The organism is Thermocladium modestius, from assembly GCF_055398215.1.
Genome location: NZ_AP043731.1, coordinates 1774152 through 1793318, shown reverse-complemented (window position 1 = coordinate 1793318; position 19167 = coordinate 1774152). Strand labels below are relative to the sequence as shown.

General features: G+C 45.8%; 13 protein-coding genes. 10 read left to right on the top strand and 3 right to left on the bottom strand.

Annotated elements, in window-relative coordinates:
- Positions 1-119: 119 nt before the first annotated feature.
- On the top strand, positions 120-1907 hold the full coding sequence (gene glmS, locus ACZ5ZS_RS09295; RefSeq protein ID WP_188595773.1) for a glutamine--fructose-6-phosphate transaminase (isomerizing): 1788 nt from the start codon (positions 120-122) through the stop codon (positions 1905-1907).
- 8 nt (positions 1908-1915) lie between these two features.
- Here glmS and ACZ5ZS_RS09290 read toward each other — a convergent pair whose 3' ends face one another.
- Complete coding sequence (locus ACZ5ZS_RS09290; protein WP_188595772.1) at positions 1916-2896, bottom strand: ROK family protein; 981 nt, start codon at positions 2894-2896, stop codon at positions 1916-1918.
- Positions 2897-3035: 139 nt separating this feature from the next.
- Between ACZ5ZS_RS09290 and ACZ5ZS_RS09285 the strand changes: the two genes are divergently transcribed.
- Positions 3036-5102, top strand: a complete 2067-nt coding sequence (locus ACZ5ZS_RS09285; RefSeq protein ID WP_188595771.1) for a Sip1-related alpha-galactosidase — start codon at positions 3036-3038, stop codon at positions 5100-5102.
- On the opposite strand, the gene ACZ5ZS_RS09280 is transcribed toward ACZ5ZS_RS09285, so the two are convergent.
- Positions 5091-8006: an alpha-mannosidase gene (locus ACZ5ZS_RS09280; protein ID WP_188595770.1), complete on the bottom strand. Its 2916-nt coding sequence runs from the start codon at positions 8004-8006 to the stop codon at positions 5091-5093. The genes ACZ5ZS_RS09285 and ACZ5ZS_RS09280 overlap by 12 nt on opposite strands.
- A gap of 327 nt (positions 8007-8333) precedes the next feature.
- On the opposite strand from ACZ5ZS_RS09280, the gene ACZ5ZS_RS09275 reads away from it, so the two are divergent.
- From ACZ5ZS_RS09275 to ACZ5ZS_RS09250, 6 genes are all read left to right on the top strand, one after another.
- Entirely contained in the window at positions 8334-9377 is a 1044-nt protein-coding gene (locus ACZ5ZS_RS09275; RefSeq protein WP_188595769.1) for an ABC transporter permease, read from the top strand.
- Positions 9378-10271, top strand: a complete 894-nt coding sequence (locus ACZ5ZS_RS09270; RefSeq protein WP_188595768.1) for an ABC transporter permease — start codon at positions 9378-9380, stop codon at positions 10269-10271.
- Between the two features lie 6 nt (positions 10272-10277).
- The gene (locus tag ACZ5ZS_RS09265; RefSeq protein ID WP_075059186.1) at positions 10278-10469 is read left to right on the top strand and encodes a hypothetical protein; all 192 of its coding nucleotides are present in this window, start codon (positions 10278-10280) and stop codon (positions 10467-10469) included.
- A 70-nt stretch (positions 10470-10539) separates the two neighbouring features.
- Positions 10540-11490, top strand: coding sequence for an ABC transporter ATP-binding protein (locus tag ACZ5ZS_RS09260; RefSeq protein WP_229657623.1), 951 nt, complete (start codon positions 10540-10542; stop codon positions 11488-11490).
- Entirely contained in the window at positions 11474-12265 is a 792-nt protein-coding gene (locus ACZ5ZS_RS09255) for an ABC transporter ATP-binding protein (protein ID WP_188595766.1), read from the top strand. Before ACZ5ZS_RS09260 ends, ACZ5ZS_RS09255 begins: the two co-directional genes overlap by 17 nt.
- 86 nt (positions 12266-12351) lie before the next feature.
- A complete protein-coding gene (locus ACZ5ZS_RS09250; RefSeq protein ID WP_188595765.1) occupies positions 12352-14502 on the top strand; it encodes an ABC transporter substrate-binding protein in 2151 nt (716 codons plus the stop codon).
- Positions 14503-14517: 15 nt separating this feature from the next.
- Here the strand turns inward: ACZ5ZS_RS09250 and ACZ5ZS_RS09245 are convergent, their stop codons facing one another.
- Entirely contained in the window at positions 14518-15024 is a 507-nt protein-coding gene (locus ACZ5ZS_RS09245) for a hypothetical protein (RefSeq protein ID WP_188595764.1), read from the bottom strand.
- 108 nt (positions 15025-15132) lie between these two features.
- Here ACZ5ZS_RS09245 and ACZ5ZS_RS09240 point away from each other — a divergent pair, with 108 nt between their 5' ends.
- Both ACZ5ZS_RS09240 and ACZ5ZS_RS09235 read left to right on the top strand, forming a co-directional pair.
- Positions 15133-17862, top strand: a complete 2730-nt coding sequence (locus tag ACZ5ZS_RS09240; RefSeq protein WP_188595763.1) for a GH116 family glycosyl hydrolase — start codon at positions 15133-15135, stop codon at positions 17860-17862.
- Positions 17863-17982: 120 nt separating this feature from the next.
- The gene (locus tag ACZ5ZS_RS09235) at positions 17983-19113 is read left to right on the top strand and encodes a hypothetical protein (RefSeq protein WP_188595762.1); all 1131 of its coding nucleotides are present in this window, start codon (positions 17983-17985) and stop codon (positions 19111-19113) included.
- The last annotated feature ends 54 nt before the right edge of the window (positions 19114-19167 follow it).

Here is a 19167-nt window from a genome sequence, read left to right as displayed (position 1 = left end):
AGCAATAGTCATTCACGTGCCATTAAGGATCATTTTTAATTACATGTCTAAAAAGTAAATAGATTATTACATCAAGTATTTTGCGCAAGTATTTTAAGAAGAAAGAGGAGAATAGGCCAATGGGCGGGATCTTTGGCCTCATTTCGAGCACTAGGCCTGTTGCACCGATAATAAGGGCTGGACTGGAGAGGTTGGTTCATAGGGGAATTGATGGAACTGGGATAGTTACGCTGGATAATAATGAATTCATAGTTAGGAAAGACGCAGTTCGCGTCGATCAATTAATGGATAAGTCAAGCATAGATGATATGCCAGGCTACATAGGTCTGGGTCACGTTAGGTCGGCCACACATGGAAGGCCCGTTTACGAGAACACCCATCCCTTCATAGATTGCACGGGTAATTTGGCATTGGTGATGGATGGCGTAATCTCCAATTATTACGAGCTTAGAAAAGAGCTTGAGGATACCCACAGCTTTTCATCGAGGACGGACGCGGAGTTGATTGTTCACTTAATAGAGAACGAATTGAACGCTGGTAAGGACATGATAGGCGCATTACAGTCATTACAATCAATATCGGGTTATTACACTATTTCGTTAATAAATAGAACTGAAAAGAAAATATACGCATTAAGCATGGGAAACCCACTCATAATAGCCATCAACGACACTGAGAAATTCATTTCATCAGAGGAACAAGCGCTACCAATGGATCAATTGCAACTGTATTCCCTATCCACTGGCCAAATAGCGGTGCTAGGCATGGATGAACTGCAATTCGTGAATGCCTCCAATTTAAGCAAGGTCGAACTAAAGCCGCATAAGGCAATCATCACTAACACGGAGCTCAATAAAGGATCATTCAGGCACTTCATGTTGAAGGAGATATACGATATACCGGAGTCGCTGGCCAGGGCAGTGAATGCATTGCAGGAGGAGTATTTGAACGATGCTTGGTTATTGATCAGCAAGGCCCACAATATAATGCTGTTGGGGTCAGGCACGTCCTATCACTCAGCCCTCATAGGTAAGTATTACTTAAGTACATTGGCTAGGCTTCATTCGGAGAGCGTCCCCGCGGGCGAGTTCCTCTACGAGGAAATAAACGACGTGGAACCAGGGACCTTGATAATAGCCATAAGTCAGTCCGGGGAATCCGCGGACATAATACGATCCATCAGGGCAGCCAAGAGAAGGGGCGCGGTGATACTTGGCATAGTTAATAGGCTGGGATCGACATTGATGAGGGAATCAAACGTATACCTTCCAATAGGCGCTGGCCCAGAGATAGCCGTGCCGGCCACCAAGTCATTCACTGCATCATTGGCTGTGCTTCTTCAGATGGCAGCAATGTCGAGGGAGGAATTGGATTGGGCCAGATCAGAATTGAAGAAAGCCAGCGAGATCATCTCAACTCAGCTAAATGATAATGTAGATAAGATAAAGAATATAGCGAAGGATGTGGCCGGTTTCTCCGACATGTACGTAATATCAGGAGGACCAATAGGATTGCCGCTTGCCATGGAGGCTGCGCTAAAATTCAAGGAAGCAGCTCAAATACACTCTGAATCCATGAGCTTCAGGGAGTTCAAGCATGGACCTATGACTCTGATATCGGGCAAGTTCCCCGTTCTTGCCATAATGCCGGGGGGCGAGGTGGATGAGGATATGGGCCCCGTGCTCAGCGAGGTGTGGCATCGCGGTGGGTACGTGATAACTATTTCCCAGTCAAACAAGGTTAGAGGGACGAGCGATCATTTAATATTGGTAAAGCAAAACGTGAATAAGCTATTGATACCCATAATTTACTCGCCCGTAATACAACTAATAGCGTATAGATTGGGCGTTGCACGGGACATCGACGTGGATAATCCAAGGAACTTAGCCAAAGTAGTGACGGCGTGAGCCTGGAATCAACCATACTTTTCCATGTATTTATTGATTAATTTGGAAAGCCTTGGACTTGGCGATCGAATTGCGGCGGCGGCTCCTATAATTCCCGCGTCATCGCCATACTTAGCAAAATCTATGCGATATTCATGCACTGTAACAAATGAATTGATGTATTTGTTTATGCCCCTAATGAATGCGTCCCTATTATTCAGAGCAACGGAGCCCCCCAGCACGATCAATTGAGGATCGAATAGATTTATTATGGATGCCAGTCCCGCTGTATTAATCTTCATTATATAATCTATGAAATCACTGGCAATTGCGTCGCCATTGGCGGCCAAACCGAATATATCCTCGGCACTTATCTTGGATTCATCCATTGAGATGAGCAATCGATTGGCTGATTGATCAGCTTTCCGAGACGATACGTACTCCCTGAATATCTTGGGCATATTGGTTCCCGATGCAAATGCTTCCCAATGACCCAATCCGCCGCAGCTACACCTTGCCTTTGAATTAAAGTCTACTATAATGCATCCCGCCTCATGTGCATTACCATTCCGTCCCATCAATATGTCGCCGTCTATTATTATTCCAGCGCCTATTCCTGTGCCTATGCTTATATAGGCAAGGTCTTGCACGTCATCCTTCCTAGCTAGATATTCGCCGTATGCGGCTGCCGATGCATCGTTTAATACAACAACCGGTAGATGAAGGCTCCTTATCAAGGGCTCTGCCAGCTTTATTCTATGAATGGGCATGTTCGATGAGAACGAAACATCGCCGCTCTCTAGGTCCAACAAGCCAGCCGCTCCTATGCCTACTCCCCCCAAATTGCCGGCGTCTATTTTATTAATTGAGTCCAGAATTATATTTGCAACATCGTATTCATTTCGTATTTGTGGCTTGAAGAGCTTTTGCTTGGCGATCAGTTCTTGATTCTCATCAATGATGCCTATTCTGATGTTGGTGGCCCCTATATCTATTCCAATGTAATTCATCGCTTGCAATCCATTGGCCTGCCGGAAATACTTTGCTCCGTATATTCGGCGTAATATTATATATCAACTATATTGATCAATATATAAACCGCAGCTTATATATGATAGCTTTATTAATCTCATGTAGCGGCGATCCTAGATGGATCTGAGAATAGCGAAGGCAAGGGTGTTTTTTGACGATGGGTCAATCTGCTCCGCCGACGTATCAAGCGATGGGTCAATTAATTCATGCATTCAAGGCAGAATAATTAGAAGGGAATTAGGAGAAGCATATGCCTTTGAGATTAATGCATCCACAGTTGGAAATGTAATGCTGAGCTCAACGCCATTATTGTTGGAAATAAGCGGCGTGGAAATGGATGATGCCTTATCCCTAACATCGTCTGGGCAAGTAACTAGTCTGCTTGGAAAGCCCTACGGCTATTATAATAATTTATATATAGATAGAAAACCAACAACCCCGCAACCCCCAAGCGAGCCTGAATACCCAGCCCCTAAATCCACCGATTCGGGCAGCATTGATTGCTGGAGTTACCCAGTTATATTGAGGTCGCCAATGGATATATATCCATACACTCTGTTCCTATTGGTGAGAAAGAACGGCAAATACTCATCGTTGCTTGCGTTATCAAATGGCAATATAGCCAGCTCTATATTCGGGGGTCCCGCTGTGCAGCTCTACACGGGGAGGAAAGGTAATCATGTTAACGGAGTTTTTCTCTTGTCATCAATGGATCAGAGCGATCCATACGATGCAATAAATAAGGTAGTTGATTCATTATTTGAAGTGACTCCATCGAAGCATAGAAAAAAGAAGGCAGTTCCTTCCTTCATGGAAGGGCTTGGATGGTGTTCATGGAATGCATTGCTGGGAGTGGATCTAAGCCATGAAAGGGTAACCACAATTGTGGGCGACTTGATAAGACGAGGGGTTCCCATCTCATGGGTGCTAATAGATGATGGGTGGCAATTCTTAGTTAATGGCGAAATGGACAAGATTGACCCGCATCCAGATAAATTTCCACACGGCTTTGGTCAGTTGATCAGTGAGTTGAAATCAATCGGTGTGAAGCGTGTGGGCCTATGGTTCACGATAAATATGTATTGGAGGGGCCTCACGGATGGTTTCCTGAAGGAATTAGGCGCTCCTGCGGTGAAGTCAAGCGATGGGCACTGGGTTCCAAGTCCAAAGCTGGAGGAATCGCTGGAGTTATTTCAAAAATTCATAGGCCGTATTAAGGCGAGTGGGTTTGAGTTCATTAAGGTAGACAATCAATGCAGTCTGCGCAACACGTATAGGGATATATCCAGCATTGGAGATGCCGCTAGAAATGTAGAGCTGGGGCTTCAAGTGGCGTCTGCCATGCATGGAATGGACATACTTAACTGCATGTCTATGTTGCCTGAGAATTATAGCAATTATTTGGTCAGCAATTCCCTCAGGGTGTCTCAGGATTATGTTCCAATGTGGATTGGTGATGCTAGGTTACATATAATCTGGAGCTTTTACAATTCAATTGTATATAGCAAGGTGGGTTACCCCGATTTCGATATGTGGGTGACGTATGATCCATGGGCAAAGATAAGCGCGGTGGCCAGGGTATTCAGCGGCGGCCCAATATATATAACGGATAGGGATCCAAATAGATCGAGTATTGAATTGTTGAGCATGATGGTTATGCCGAGCGGAGAGGTGGTCAGAGTGGATGAGCCGGCCCTTCCAACAAGGGATGTTCTATTCAAGGATCCATATAATGAGGAGGTGCTGCTTAAGGTCTCATCTACTGTTAATGGTGTTCCCGTGATGGCGGTGATGAATTTGAATAAAAATGGAATTGAAATAGAGGACGAGATAGATCTATCCAGCATGGGCATGCCCAGCAATGGCGGAATTATTTACTATACAGTGTTCGGCGGGAAGTACGGGGTTGCAGATAACGGTAAATTTAACATTAAGTTGAAAAACCTGGATGCTGAGATAATAGTGCTCCCCAAGATGAGAAATGGAGCTGCCGTAGTGGGAATTGACGGCTATCTATTGCCCCCCTATCCGTTGACTGTACATGACTGTGGCAATTATTGCCTGACCTCGAAGGCAAGCGGTTCACTATTGGTAATAGATAGCCACCTCAAACTTAGGAGGCATTATGTGAAGAGCGGAGAACCCATCCGCGTCGAGGACTTGGTTAACAGTTCAATTCAATAATAGAGTGATTATTTCATGAGGTCCATAATCGAACACTACCTTATCGCCTGATATATCGATGGGTTTCCCGACATCATTCATTTCCAATATATCAACGGCCCTAGCGGAGCGGGGATTGAACCACAGCTTCACCCACCCCCTTCCCCTGCTATTCCTCACATTATATAGCCTGACCACGACATTGCCCCCCTCCTCTGATGCCTTAATGGACTCCACTATTAATTCGCTATTGCTCACTTCCACGAACGACCTCCTCCCAGCTCTTCCCTTGATTATTTTGAGGGGGGAATTCAATTCGTATGCCGCCCTGAATACTCCCGAGCTAAACCAATCGCCTGGGTGGGGGTAGATGGAGTACGTGAAGGTATTATACTCCATGTCAGTCAATGGGTCTGGGTACAGGGGTGACTTCGCCAGCGATAAACCTACCTTGGACTCCCTGACCGTCGCGCCGTACTTACTATCATTTAGCACGGCAACTCCATAATCGTCCTGAGAAACATCCAGCCACTTCTGCATGGGCACCTCAAACATGGCCCTATTCCACGTGGTGTTAGTCGTGGTTTCCCTCCGCAACACACCATACGGTATCTCGAACGTCGCGGCATCCGTGTTTAGGTTGAAGTCGAACCACGACTTAAGCAATAGCTCCCTGTCCACCAGCCTAAGCGTTGTCTTAAAGTCAATCCTTCGCTTGCCGGCGTACATGCAGATTGATTGCTTCATTACGGAGTTTCCAAAATTCATATCAAAATCAACGCAAGCCCTAAGCGGGCCATCCTCGCTTATCCCTCCATTGCTTCCATGTATTTCCATGTAGGTCTCCTCAAATGATGGCTCTATGTTCCAAGCATCGGCCCATCCAGGTATGTTCTCGTATGCAATTATTCTATTACTGGCGTTCCGAAGCGACTCCACGCCGTTCTCCTTATCGAACAACGACTCAAGCATGCCTTTATCATTTATCACTGCCCTCAGATACCTGTTTTCCAGCACAAAGCGATCCCCCATCCTATGCGCAGCGACTCCCCCGCCTGGATCGAGGGGCACGCACTCGGCATATCCCATGGACGGCGCCCTCAACCTAACCAGGTAACCCTCCATCACCTTCTGCGAGCCGGGCAGCTCCTCCTCGACCACGGCATAGTCCTCCCTATCCCATGAAAGCGAATTAAATGCAATGCAGCCGGCCCCATCGCCCGCTATTTTCATAATGGCGCTCCTAGCCATGGCCTCCGCGTCCTTTATCACCTTCTCGATCTCCGGATACACCTCCCTATATACATCGTTTATGGCGGAGCCCGGCAGCACATCGTGGAACTCGTTCTTCATGATTGTCATCCACAGACTCTTTATCGTTTCCCCATCATAGGACTCGGCCAACGTCGACCAAATCTCCGCATCCCTCAAGGAAAACTCGGCCCTGCGGTGTAGGTACTTCATCTTGGAGTGGGACGTATAGACCCCCCTGTGATTCTCCAAGTACAGCTCTCCTCTCCACCTATTGACTGGGCTTGCATGCTTAATGGCTTCAGTGATCCCGCCCAGGCTGACCCGCGGCAGGAGCGGGGCTTCGTCGACTGCCTTGGCCCTGATAAGCATCTCATCAGTCGGTCCTCCCCCTCCATCCCCGTACCCGAAGGCGTAGAGCATTGGTTTATCCTTGTCCCTCCACTCCCTCCATTGCTGCAGCAATTCATTGACGTTGAACGTGGAGCCGTATCCTCCCCCTCCATTTCCGAACGCTATGGATGGTATCGACGATCCATCTATGCCGACCCACTCAAACAGGGAGTACGGGAACTTATTCGTGTCGTTCCAAAACACCTTATGGGTCGCGAATAATTTAATTCCGGCAAGCCTCATCAATTGAGGCAATTGAGCCGAGAAACCGAACGTGTCGGGCAACCACAGCACTTCGGCGATTTTTCCGAATGTTTCCAGGAAGTACCGCTGGGAGTACAATAGCTGGCGGACAATTGACTCCCCAGAGGTTATGTTAGCATCGAACTCGATCCATCCAGCTCCTAATTCCCACCTGCCCTCCTCCACCAGTCTCTTCACCTCATTGAAGAGAGCTGGATAATAGTCGTGTAACCACTTATAATACATGGCGGAGCTCTGTATGAAGTGAAAGTCGTGCTCCTTCATCAACTTCACTACGGTGGAGAACGTCCTAGCTATTTTCCGCTTCGTCTCGTCGAAGCTCCAAAGCCATGCAGCATCTATGTGGGCATGCCCCACGCCCACAACCTGTCCCCGCTTGCCTATTTCCTCTCGCAGCGACTTGAGTCCATTCCTCAAGTAATTTAGCGCCTCCTCGAACCTTCCTTCATCTATCTTGGTCTGTAGGTCGTACCCATCTATGAAGCTGGTTAAGTGCTGGGGGAATTTCTTGTTGAGGCCCGCTGCCACCAATAATTGATCCCGAGTAATGCCTTGGAATCTACTTATGCTGAGGGCATTGCCCAGTAAGTTTAGGATTCTCTCCTTTATATACGCATCATCCACGCCGTTGGCCAGCTCCAGTAGTACGTTTCCGTAGCTCCACAGCTCACGGGCCGTCCTATTAACATGAATCAACACTGGGGTTCCTGGGTCTATTTTCACGCGCTCGCCGAATGCTTGATATGGTTGAAACTCGGCCGTTATCTCGTTGTTGCCCGGCGGCAATGGTATTTCATTATGGTATCCATCCAGTGCAAAGTACGGCCGTCCATTTAGCCTTACCAATGCAGATCCCGAATACCCAATGACGGCCAGTTCATCTTGATCGCCGGATGTGATTGATATAGTGTATGTATTAGCCTGGCTTGATTCATTCCATTTAAGGTATTTAATGCTTGACAAGGAATTGGCGAATATGAATGCCAGCCTACTGCTTAATTCATTTACGTCACGCATGAAGGCCCTACGTATATTTGGTTTTTAAATGATATTATAAATTTCCCATGTCGTAGAATAAATATCTGCAATTATATTTTTAGCATGCCCTATGAAGTAGCTAAACGGCTTGATATCGTCAATGGACCTCATCTTCTTAGAGCTGGAAATGGGTCTAAATTGTGGAATAGTTATCTTAAGGATGCACAAGTCAGGAGTATTTGGGAAGAAATCCTGCCCATTGGCTTTTTAGATCAATATTCATTGTTAGTAATGTAATTTGGAGTTCAATTTTAGCATTATATAAATAGGACAAGATTTTTATATTTCAATGAAATTAAATATTACATGAAGGTTCCATATTTGGCCAGAAGAATAGGAATAGCAATATCAACAATACTCTTTGCATTGGTGATAAGTTACTTGCTTTTCGAATTATCCCCCCTATCTCCCGTCAATTACATAATGCAATCGTTTGGATTGATGCCGACATCTGGGGTTGGAATAGGTGGAAGCAGGGCTGCGTCCACGGTGATACCGTCGTCCCTATCCACGCAGGAGTATAAGGAGTTACTAATGTATGTTAACTCGATAATGCCTCATGGCAATCCATTGATAGAGGTATTCATGTATATTGATAATATGTTCCACGGAAACATGGGGATATCGATTCTCTATTCCGAGCCAGTCACCAAGCTGATAGCGGAGAGACTCCCGTGGACCCTCTTCATCGTGGTTACGGCAAACATATTGAGCTTTTTGATAGGTATATATCTAGGACAACTCATGGCGTATAATAGGGGTAAGCCCATTGATCAAATAGTGACTCAATTCATCACGGTCAAACGATCAATACCGATATATGTGTATGCTGCCATTTTCTTGCTGTTCTTGGGCTTTTACCTGCATTGGTTCCCAGTGGCCGGAGCTTACTCCGCCGGCGTTGTGATCGGGTTTAACCTGCCATTCATAGCGAGCGTGTTATATCATGCATTCCTGCCCATTTTCACGTTAACGTTTGCGACATTTGGGCATTGGGCATTATCTATGCGGGGAAACACCATATCTCAATTGGGCGAGGACTATGTCTCATATGCAGAAATGAGGGGATTGCCCAGCGGTTGGATAGCGCATAATTATGTTGGACGCAATTCGCTCCTGCCATTATATACATCCATTATTATAGCGCTCGGTTTTTCTTTTGGAGGCACCGTGTTTGTAGAGACCACGTTCTCGTATCCAGGCATTGGGGAGCTTTACACCACGGCTTTGTCGAATAATGATTGGCCATTGGCAATGGGCATACTAATAATAATAGTATTTGCGATAGTTATTGGGATGATAATTGCTGACTTAACGTATTCACTGCTTGATCCCAGGGTGAGGCATTGAATGGAGGTGCGACTTGGGACTAGGAATAGAATTAAATCGTTGATAGATGCATATAAGTCCTTCACCAAGAATAAATCCGCCGCGTTTGGATTATGGGTTACCATTTTTTACATACTGCTCGCTACAGTGATTCAGTTTGTGCTTCCGTTGATAACGCTTAGGGAGTCTCCCATCAACGTGCTCAGGCCTCCCAGGCTTTGGCCTCCGGCTTACTGGTTTGGAACCGATTACGTGGGGCAAAGCACGTTGGCCGATATAATAGGGGGCGCTCCATTTATATTGGAGACCAGCTTCTTGGCGGGCATCTACACCACGGTGATAGGATTGATAGTTGGATTGGTATCAGGTTATATTGGGGGAATAGCTGATAACATAATAATGTGGATAAACGATACTTTGCTAACGCTTCCCAGTCTCTTGTTGGTGATAATGATAGCCACAATGATAAAGACTACAAATCCACTCGTCCTGGCGGGGGTCCTCAGCATAACGGGTTGGACTGGATTGGCTAGGGCGGTCAGATCCCAAGTCCTCTCAATAAAGCAATTGCCGTACATAGAGGTGTCTAAGGTCCTTGGCTTGGGTTGGAGCTACATAATGTTCAAGGAAGTGATGCCCCAGCTGATACCGTTTGTATGGATCAATCTAATATTAAATGTGGAGGGTGCGATATATGCCACGGTTGGATTATTCTATCTTGGATTAATGCCATATACATCCAATAATTGGGGATTCATGATAAGCAATGCGCTATCCCTTGGTGCGGCGTATGGGACCAATGCGATATGGTACTTCATATTTCCGACGCTATTCGTTACGTTATTTATGGTAGGACTGATAGAGTTAGCATATGGAATAGATGAGGTGGTTAATCCAAGGCTGAGAAAGGTGTGATCCACGTTGCTTCGCGTCAGGATAAGTCCATCAATATCTAGGGTTGCCTATACTTTATCGGTCATTTTCTTAGTGCTAGCGTTATTGGTCCTTCCATTTGACATAGGAAATAGTTCTTCCCTCTATATGGATCTATTGGTCATAGCTATGTTATCTGTATTTATAATATATATAATAATGGATGCACGTAGATCATAGTTCGTTAGTTATATTGAGTAAGGCTTATTAATACAAATCATTGCTTATAGGAGCTAAGATTATGTCAATTATGGATGTGAAAGATCTAGAAGTGGAGTATGTAATGCCCAATAATATAAAGGTCAAAGCATTAAAGGGAGTAACGCTCAGCGTGAGCAAGGGAGATGTAATCGGAATAGTGGGGGAAAGCGGGTCGGGCAAAACCACGCTTGCAATGGCCATGATGAGGATGATAAAGCCCCCATCCATTGTTAAGGGATCCATAATAATGGACGACGATATAATGAAAATGCCCCTCTCGGAATTCAACAAGAGGTATAGGTGGGTGAAGCTATCCATGGTACCACAGGCCAGCCAGAACGTATTGAATCCCACGATGAGGATAGCGGATCACTTCATAGATACCGCTAAGGCCCACGGCATAGCAGATAAGGGCGAGGTTATCAAGAAGGCGGAGGAATTATTATCGCTCATGCGGTTGGATCCGCATAGAACGTTAAGGCTCTACCCCCATCAACTGAGTGGGGGAATGAAGCAAAGGATAATGATAGCGTTGGCGATCTTGTTGGACCCGGAGATAGTGATTATGGACGAGCCAACCTCCGCATTGGATGTGGTCACTCAGTCCAGCATATTGGATACTATAAAGGAGCTCAATAGGAAGCTAGGATTGACTGTGTTATTTATAACCCATGACATAACGGTGGTGCCAAGAGTAGCAAATAAAATAGCAGTTATGTATGATGGAAATATAGTTGAATATGGGCCGATGACCGATGTGATTCATGAACCAAAACATCCATATACGATGTCGTTGATATCGTCGACGCCAACCATGAATACGAAGCTCAGCGATATAGTGGAATTACATGAAATAGCTCAGATAGGGGAGAACATAACTGGGTGTAGTTTCTGGCCTCGCTGTCCTCATCGCATGGACAGGTGCAAATACGAGGTTCCAAACTACGTGATGGTAAATAATACCTCGGTGAGGTGTCACTTGTATGAGCGAACTAATTAAGCTGGAAAACGTTGGCGTTTATTTCTCCGAACGAAAGGGATTATTCGGGAGCAGGATAATAAAGGCGCTGGATTCCGTTAACCTGGAAATACGGCAGGGGGAGGCCGTAGCAATAGTTGGGGAGAGCGGCGCCGGGAAGACAACGCTTGGAAGGGTTATATTAGGGCTTCAGAGACCGACCACCGGCAGGGTTTTATTCAAGGGAACAGATGTGTATAGAATAAAGCATAGGTATTGGGAGTTCAGGAGAAGCGTTCAATGGGTTCCACAGGATCCGTATTCCTCGCTGGATCCATCGCTTACCATAAAGGATCAATTGATGTCGCCCATACGAAGGTGGTTCAACGATGCCAAGATAGAAAAGGCGAATCAATTGCTCAACATGGTTGGACTGACTCCACCCAGTGAATACTTGAACAAATACCCCCATCAGCTGAGCGGGGGTCAGCGCCAGAGAGTTTCCATAGCGAGGGCATTAGCCCCCGACCCACTTCTAATAGTTGCAGATGAACCGGCTACCATGATTGACTCCACGTTGAGATTAATGATAATAAATGTTTTGACGAGGTTAGTAAGGCAACTAAATGTTAGCGTTGCATTCATTACCCACGATATGGCGCTTGCCCGTCTATTTCTGCTCAAGGTAGGCTCAGGGCGAGTCGTAGTTATGTATAGAGGAAACATAGTGGAGGATGGGCCTATAGACGACGTTATACAGCATCCCAGATCGGAGTACACGGTGAAGTTGATAAACGCAGCACCAAAGATATTATGACCATCCATTAGTGAATAAACCTATATATTATCTTCTTATGGAATATTTATATAAAAACTTAAATAGCCCTTCTGTAATCTATTCCGATGCGCATCCACAAAAGTATTCACATAAATGGCAATGAAATGCGTGCCTCTATAATCGCCGCGGCAATAATAGCTATGGGGTTGATGCTTCTGGCTCAATTAGCGATGGCTCAAGCAAATGGATTGCCTCCAATGTCTCCATCCAATACATTATACACAGCTATAATAACCACAGTTCCATTGACTGGGAATTCCTCATTTAATCCAAACGTATTTGCCAATACGTGGTCCCATCAGTATGGCTTGAATTATGCATATCTAACTTTATATAATGCGAGCAGTGGAACATGGATACCTGACCTGGCCCAGAATTGGACCATGCAATACATAACAAACGGCTCATTGGCTGGATGGGCTAAAATAACCATAAATCTAAGGAAGAGCGGCTGGAGTAATGGCCAGCCCTTTACTTGTTATGACATATATGCTCAAAATATAATTCAAGCTCTCTTCTACGATGCATTGGGAAATGTGACCATAGTCAATAATTACACGTGCATTCTATGGATTCCGCCGGACGCAACCGTCCTAAATAATGCCACGTCATTGAACTATAACGTCATGACCTACTACTACCCAAGCGATGGAGGATTGGGAATGTTCATCAATTATCAATTATGGAAGCCACTAGTAGATAACTTGACTAAGTACTGGAACATACTCTATGCGGCTAACTTCGGATACGGCACCAGCCAGGAGCAGAGCAATGGCAGCTCATTCATAAAGGTCGAGTTCGCCAAGTTCAAGAGCTACATACCTCAATTCACGTTCCCGCCTCCACAGAACGGCCCGTTTTACGTGTTTGACATAACTCCATCCGAGATAATACTTGCTAAGAATCCATACTACTGGGACGCAAATAATATACACGTGGATTACGTAGTGATATATCAATACTCATCTACCTCACAACTATACCCGGCGCTCGAGACTGGACAGTTATCCTTCTATTCCGGCAACCTGCCACCAAGCATAGCATCCAAGGTGGAGCAGAATCCAAACATGCACTTCGCATTAACCGCGGGCGCGCCGGGCGATACTCTATACTTCAACTTCTTATGGCCATACATAAACGATACCGCGGTGAGGCAGGCATTGATATATGCAATAAACTTCACCGAGGCAGTAGACATAGCGGGTCCACCATATGGCCCGCCCACTCCATATAATGCAATAGTGTACCCAACGGTTAATCCCCACTCCTATCAGAGAATGATAGAGTATTGGCAGGCACAGGGGTATCCATTGATTTACTACACGTACAACACGACGAAGGCTGCACAATTGCTTGAATCCGCGGGCTTCACTGAGAAGAGCGGGCAGTGGTACACGCCATCAGGTACTCCGTTTACGTTGACTATATTGATAAACAGCGGTGCCGCCTCCAATCCTCAATTAATGGCCATGCTTACGAACATAGAGTCTCAATTGAATTCGTTCGGGATATCCACCTCCATAAACATATTGCCGTCCAGCGAATTCCCAACCGCATGGCACACCGAGGAACATGATTATGCATTGGGCTACAATTACGGCCCACCCGGCTTCTCCATAATAATACCGGACCTCTTCCCCGTCAACGGTTACTTCGAGGGAGATCCAATAAACGTCACTCACTGGAACGGGGCGGTCACCCTGCCTAACGGAACCGTTAGGTTCCTATTCAGTCAACCCGGCATATGCCCTCCATCTGCGGTCACTGTTCCCCAGATACTGGACTGTGTCTATACGTGGGGCTGGGAGGCCAATCACGATCCATGGTTCATAAGCTTAGACACGCCGTATGACCAGATATGGTACAACACGAAGTACTTCAGCTTCCCGCCCAGCAATAGCTGGGTCTGGACAGAGTCACCTGGGATAGAGATAAGCGGCCCAACATATTGGTCCCTGTTGACCAGCGTCCAGCCCGTTACTGTAACTACTACCACTACGCCTCCTCCAACCACCACAACATCACCGGCAACGGTTACCGTCACTGCAACTACTACAGCTACTACAACTGCAACCACCACTGCAACTACAACCGTGCCGACCACAACTACGGTGCCGCCTCCAACCACCACCAGCACTACTACGATAGCCGTCATAATAATAGTTGTAATAGTGATAATAGCGGCAGTGGTCGCATTGTTGATGCGTCGTAGGTGAGTGAAATAGGCTAATTTATCGCTTAAAAATCAGCTTTTTTATTTCCATTCTAGCTTTATCATCATTGTTAAATATATATGTTAGGTTCGGGTTTTTGCTGCCGCACGTGATCACATCATTACCTACTATGGATAGCTGTACCCACTTTAGGGGAGGAACATGACTAGGCATCATGCGTAGCACTTCCTCTTGTATTTTCTTCATTATGGTAAGTCTCGTTACCGCGGATAATTGACCGCCTATTCTGGCCATGTATCGTCCAGGATTGTATAACGGTATGTACATGTGCTCCAGCGAAGTAAGCCGTGTCTCGTTTTTCTCGTTTCTTATCAATTCATCCAGTTTCACCTCGGCGAACAATCGTTTCACCTCATCGTAGGGCAATACAGCCTCGCGCGGCTCATCAACTAGACAATCCTCTTGAAAAGGCATCACTAGCCAGATCCTGTTTATGGGGTTCACTAAGCCCATTAAGTGGGCCTCTATCCACAGCTTCTTTCCCACCCTGTAAAGCGGAAGCATATGCGTTCATTAAGTTGTGGGTTAAATTACTTTGGAATATATCAATAGGTATCAACTTACATGAAATAAATAGTATAATTCTTAAATAGCAATAGGGGTTTTCCCAGTATGAGAATATCCAGCGCTAAATCCTCCTCCGGGGTAGTGTTGGGAGGATTGGGCACGGGCTCCATAGAGTTGTGGCCCGATGGAACTTTTAGGGAATGGCTTATATTCAATAACAAGCGGTGGACAATGCATGGACAGAACGAGTTCTACGTGTCGGATGCGGATCTGGCCTTTGCATTAAGGGTCGGCGGCGACGATATAGAGGACCCCCCAGTGCGGCTTCTTAGAACTGGCTTCTGGATAGAGAATGACCAGGATTTAACATATGGAGGATGCGGGCCTCATGCCATACTGGATCCATATCACATGCCTTGGCTTAGGCCTGTTAACTCCATAGATTACGATGGAAGGCCCCCCATGGCGATTCTTCGATTTAACGATTCGTCATTCGATAGATATGGCCTGGAGGTGTCGATGGAGGCATTCAGTCCATTCGTGGTGGGCGATGTTGTCAGGTCATCTATTCCAAGCATTATATTGAGGTTCAGGTTCAGGAATAAAGGCAGCAAGGAGTTATCACTGTCTTTAATGGGCATTATGCGCAATCCCCATAATATAAATGATCAAACAATGACCAGGAATAGGGCGATATCCAGCCCACGTTACTCTGGAGTAGCCATGAATGGGGTCAATTTGCCGACCAGCCATGGAATGCATGGAGGAGAATTGGGGCTGGTCTACGTGGATGGCGTGGACTCCGGCGCCTCTTTCGAACTAGATAGAAAAGATAGGGAAAGCCTGGTGTTGAGCCTAAGATCCATATTCGTGGATTTCAGGGGAGATGGATTGATAAATGGCTCGATTGATGCCGAGGCGACGGGCTATGATTTATATTCAATGCTTACAAGGCTAATTAGGTTAAAGCCCGGCGAGGAGAAAACGCTGGTGGCAATAATTGCCTGGTTCTATCCTAATCACATAGATCACGGGCAACGCGTTGGCCACTACTATGAGAACATGTTCAGTAACTTATCGGATGTTTTGGATTACGTCGCTGCAAACCATGATTCGCTATATGCGGATGTGCGGAAATTCGTCGATAATATATACAATATAAACTATGATGAATGGATAATAGATCTTGCGATGTCCCAGCTAACCACGTTTGCAAAATCATCTTGGTTCACAAAGAACGGCTTTTTCGGAATATGGGAGGGAGGACCCGGTTGCTGCGGCATCTCTACCTTGGACGTGGCGCTGTGGGGTTCGGTTGGGGTCAATTTATTGTTTCCCGACTTGGCTAAGCGAATCGTGATTGAATTCTCAAGACACATATTGACTCCCGAGGAATCTCCCCAATATGAGCTGTTCACGTTGGCGTTCCCAAGCAACATGAATATGTACAGGGAGGCCCTGCGCAGCGATCCATCTATACAGCATGATCGGGACAAGTTAATGAGTGTGATTAGATCAATAGCTGAAAAGGGAGTAGATCCAAGCGGTAGGGTTCCTCACGCATTTAGGGGCTCGAGCGAGATTGACTCCTATGATAGAAACGATTTGATGCCGGAATACATATTGTTGTCATTGCTCAGCTATCGTTGGACCGGGGATCGCGATTACCTGAGGAGCATATGGCCCAGCATAGGCATAGTAATGAATGCAATGCTTAGGCAGCATGATGATGCCAAAACGGGGCTTCCCTATCATACATTGCCCTCGGGATATGAGGGTTACTCTCAAGTGGCTGGAATGATTGGACGCAATCAACGGGAGGCGGACTTGTTGAGGCAATTGATGAGCGGGCCCATGTACTTCCCCACCACCGTGAATACATTCGACGCGATGAGCCTCTTCGGAATTGCATTGTTTACGTCGGATCTTTGGCTGGCAGCATTGCGGGCCATCAGGGAAATTGGGACCGAGGCTGGAGATGAATCGCTGAGCAAAACGGTAGATGAAATATACGATAGGGCAGTTTCGAACATGGTCAAGCTGCTTTGGAATGGCAAGTACTTCGATCTATGGCGTGACCCCGTCACTGGGTTACGGGATGAGGCATGCATGACTGCAGGATTGACCGGCGAGTGGTACCTGAATCAATTGCTTGGGATCGGCTACAGCATAGATAGGGATAAGGTGATATCCATGCTCCGTGCAATTTATGAGTATAATTACAAGGAGAATGAAGGATTATTGAATGCGACCTATCCTGGGAAGCCCAGGCCGTCGTTGAGCGGCGATATGAAGTACTTCAACGGACTTGGAATACCATACAGGATAAGCAGCCAAATGGATACTCCATGGACCGGCGTGGAAATACAGGTTGCGGAGCACATGATGTGGGAGGGCATGATTAAGGAGGGCCTGGAAATATTGAGGAACGTCCATGAAAGATATCTTCACTACGGCATTTATTGGAACCACATAGAGTGTGATGGTCATTACTTCAGGCCATTAGTATCGATGGATATACCAAATGCATTGGCTGGATTCAGGTATGTGGGTTCGCTTGGATTGGTGCTAATCAAGCCGCGGCTCCAGGACCTGAAAGGACCAGTATTAGCGCCTGGCTTCGTGGGATCATTAATATCAAGTGGGAGATCCATATCCATTAGCGGCGTGTTAGGGTCGTTGAGAATAAATGCCGTGAATGTCTTTAATGCGAAGGTAACCTCCATTTCAATCAACGGAAAGCCGGTTAAGTTTAGTTATGGCAAAGATGAAGCCATATTGCTCGATGAACCCATCACGTTGGGAAGCGGCGACTCCATTACCATGGAGTTGTAATGATAAATATTTATTTATATTTTGAGCCTAGATAGAGCTATTTGAAGCATATTATTTGTTTCAACGAATATAGATAAAGCTTATTAATGGGTTTAACCAACTGATTCAAAGATATGGGAAATGAATAATAGGTTCTTGCTGGCATCGTGGTTGTTTGGCTTTGGGAATAGCATTTCCTCCCCCTTGATAGCGTTGTTCATCTACGTTTCATCTACTATCTACTATTCATTGATATTCTTGGTTCTGAATTCATTTTTCATATTGGTAGGCTATTTAATGGTGGGCTTCATTTCCAGCAGAATAAAGGAGTCCATGATTTATTACAGGATAGGCATCTCCCTATATGTACTATTCTACCTTCTCCTGGCCATATTGAACAAGTCGGCATTCGAGTTCGTGTACGAATTGGCGGCGGTTTACGGAATCGCGCAGGGATTCTACTGGGCTGGTTGGGACATAATATTCTTCAACACGGATAACAAGCTTAAATTCTTCAACAGATCGGCGTATTTGGGAGTTATATCTTCAATAGCCTCGCCAGCGATTTATGGAGCGATCCTCTCGCTGCTTCGCGGATATGGATATGTGGTCCTCTTCATGGCATCTACTGCAATATTGACATCAATTCTCTTCGTGGTTAAGAACGTGCCTTTCACCAGCGAGAAATTCGACATGAATAAGGCAATAAAAATGCACGTGGTGGATAAATCGTACGGTTTATCGACCATCGCCTTATCCCTTATAGCTGGGGCTAATTATATACTGGGAAATATAAATTCAATAATATTGTATAAGTACGCCCAGGGCGATTACACCACGTTCAGCATAATCAATTATTCATTATCCATAGTCTCCATGCTATCGGTGTATATAGTAAGGGATAAATTGGTGAAGAAGCTGAATCCCGTGAGGCTACCAATGCTGGCGGCTCTGGCCTTGGCCATCTCGATTCCATTTATGTGGGTCTCGCCGTTGATATACCTATATTCATTCTCGCTGACCTCGCCATTGATCTATCCAATAATAGATGTATTCACGTGGAATTACATGAAGCGGGACAAGATGATTTATTACCTAGTCAATAGGCAGATATTCCTAAACACAACTAGGATATTATCATCCTTGACGGAACTCTACTTGATGAGCATAATGGTTGGTTCCACCGTGGTTCTGCCAATACTTCCGTTGATATTGATGGGGGTTTTCCTATTCATAAGGCTTAAGCCCAGGAAGGAGAAGATAACTGAATAATCAACCAAAAGGAGAATGATATATCTAGCGCTGGATCTCGATTCAACAATGGGT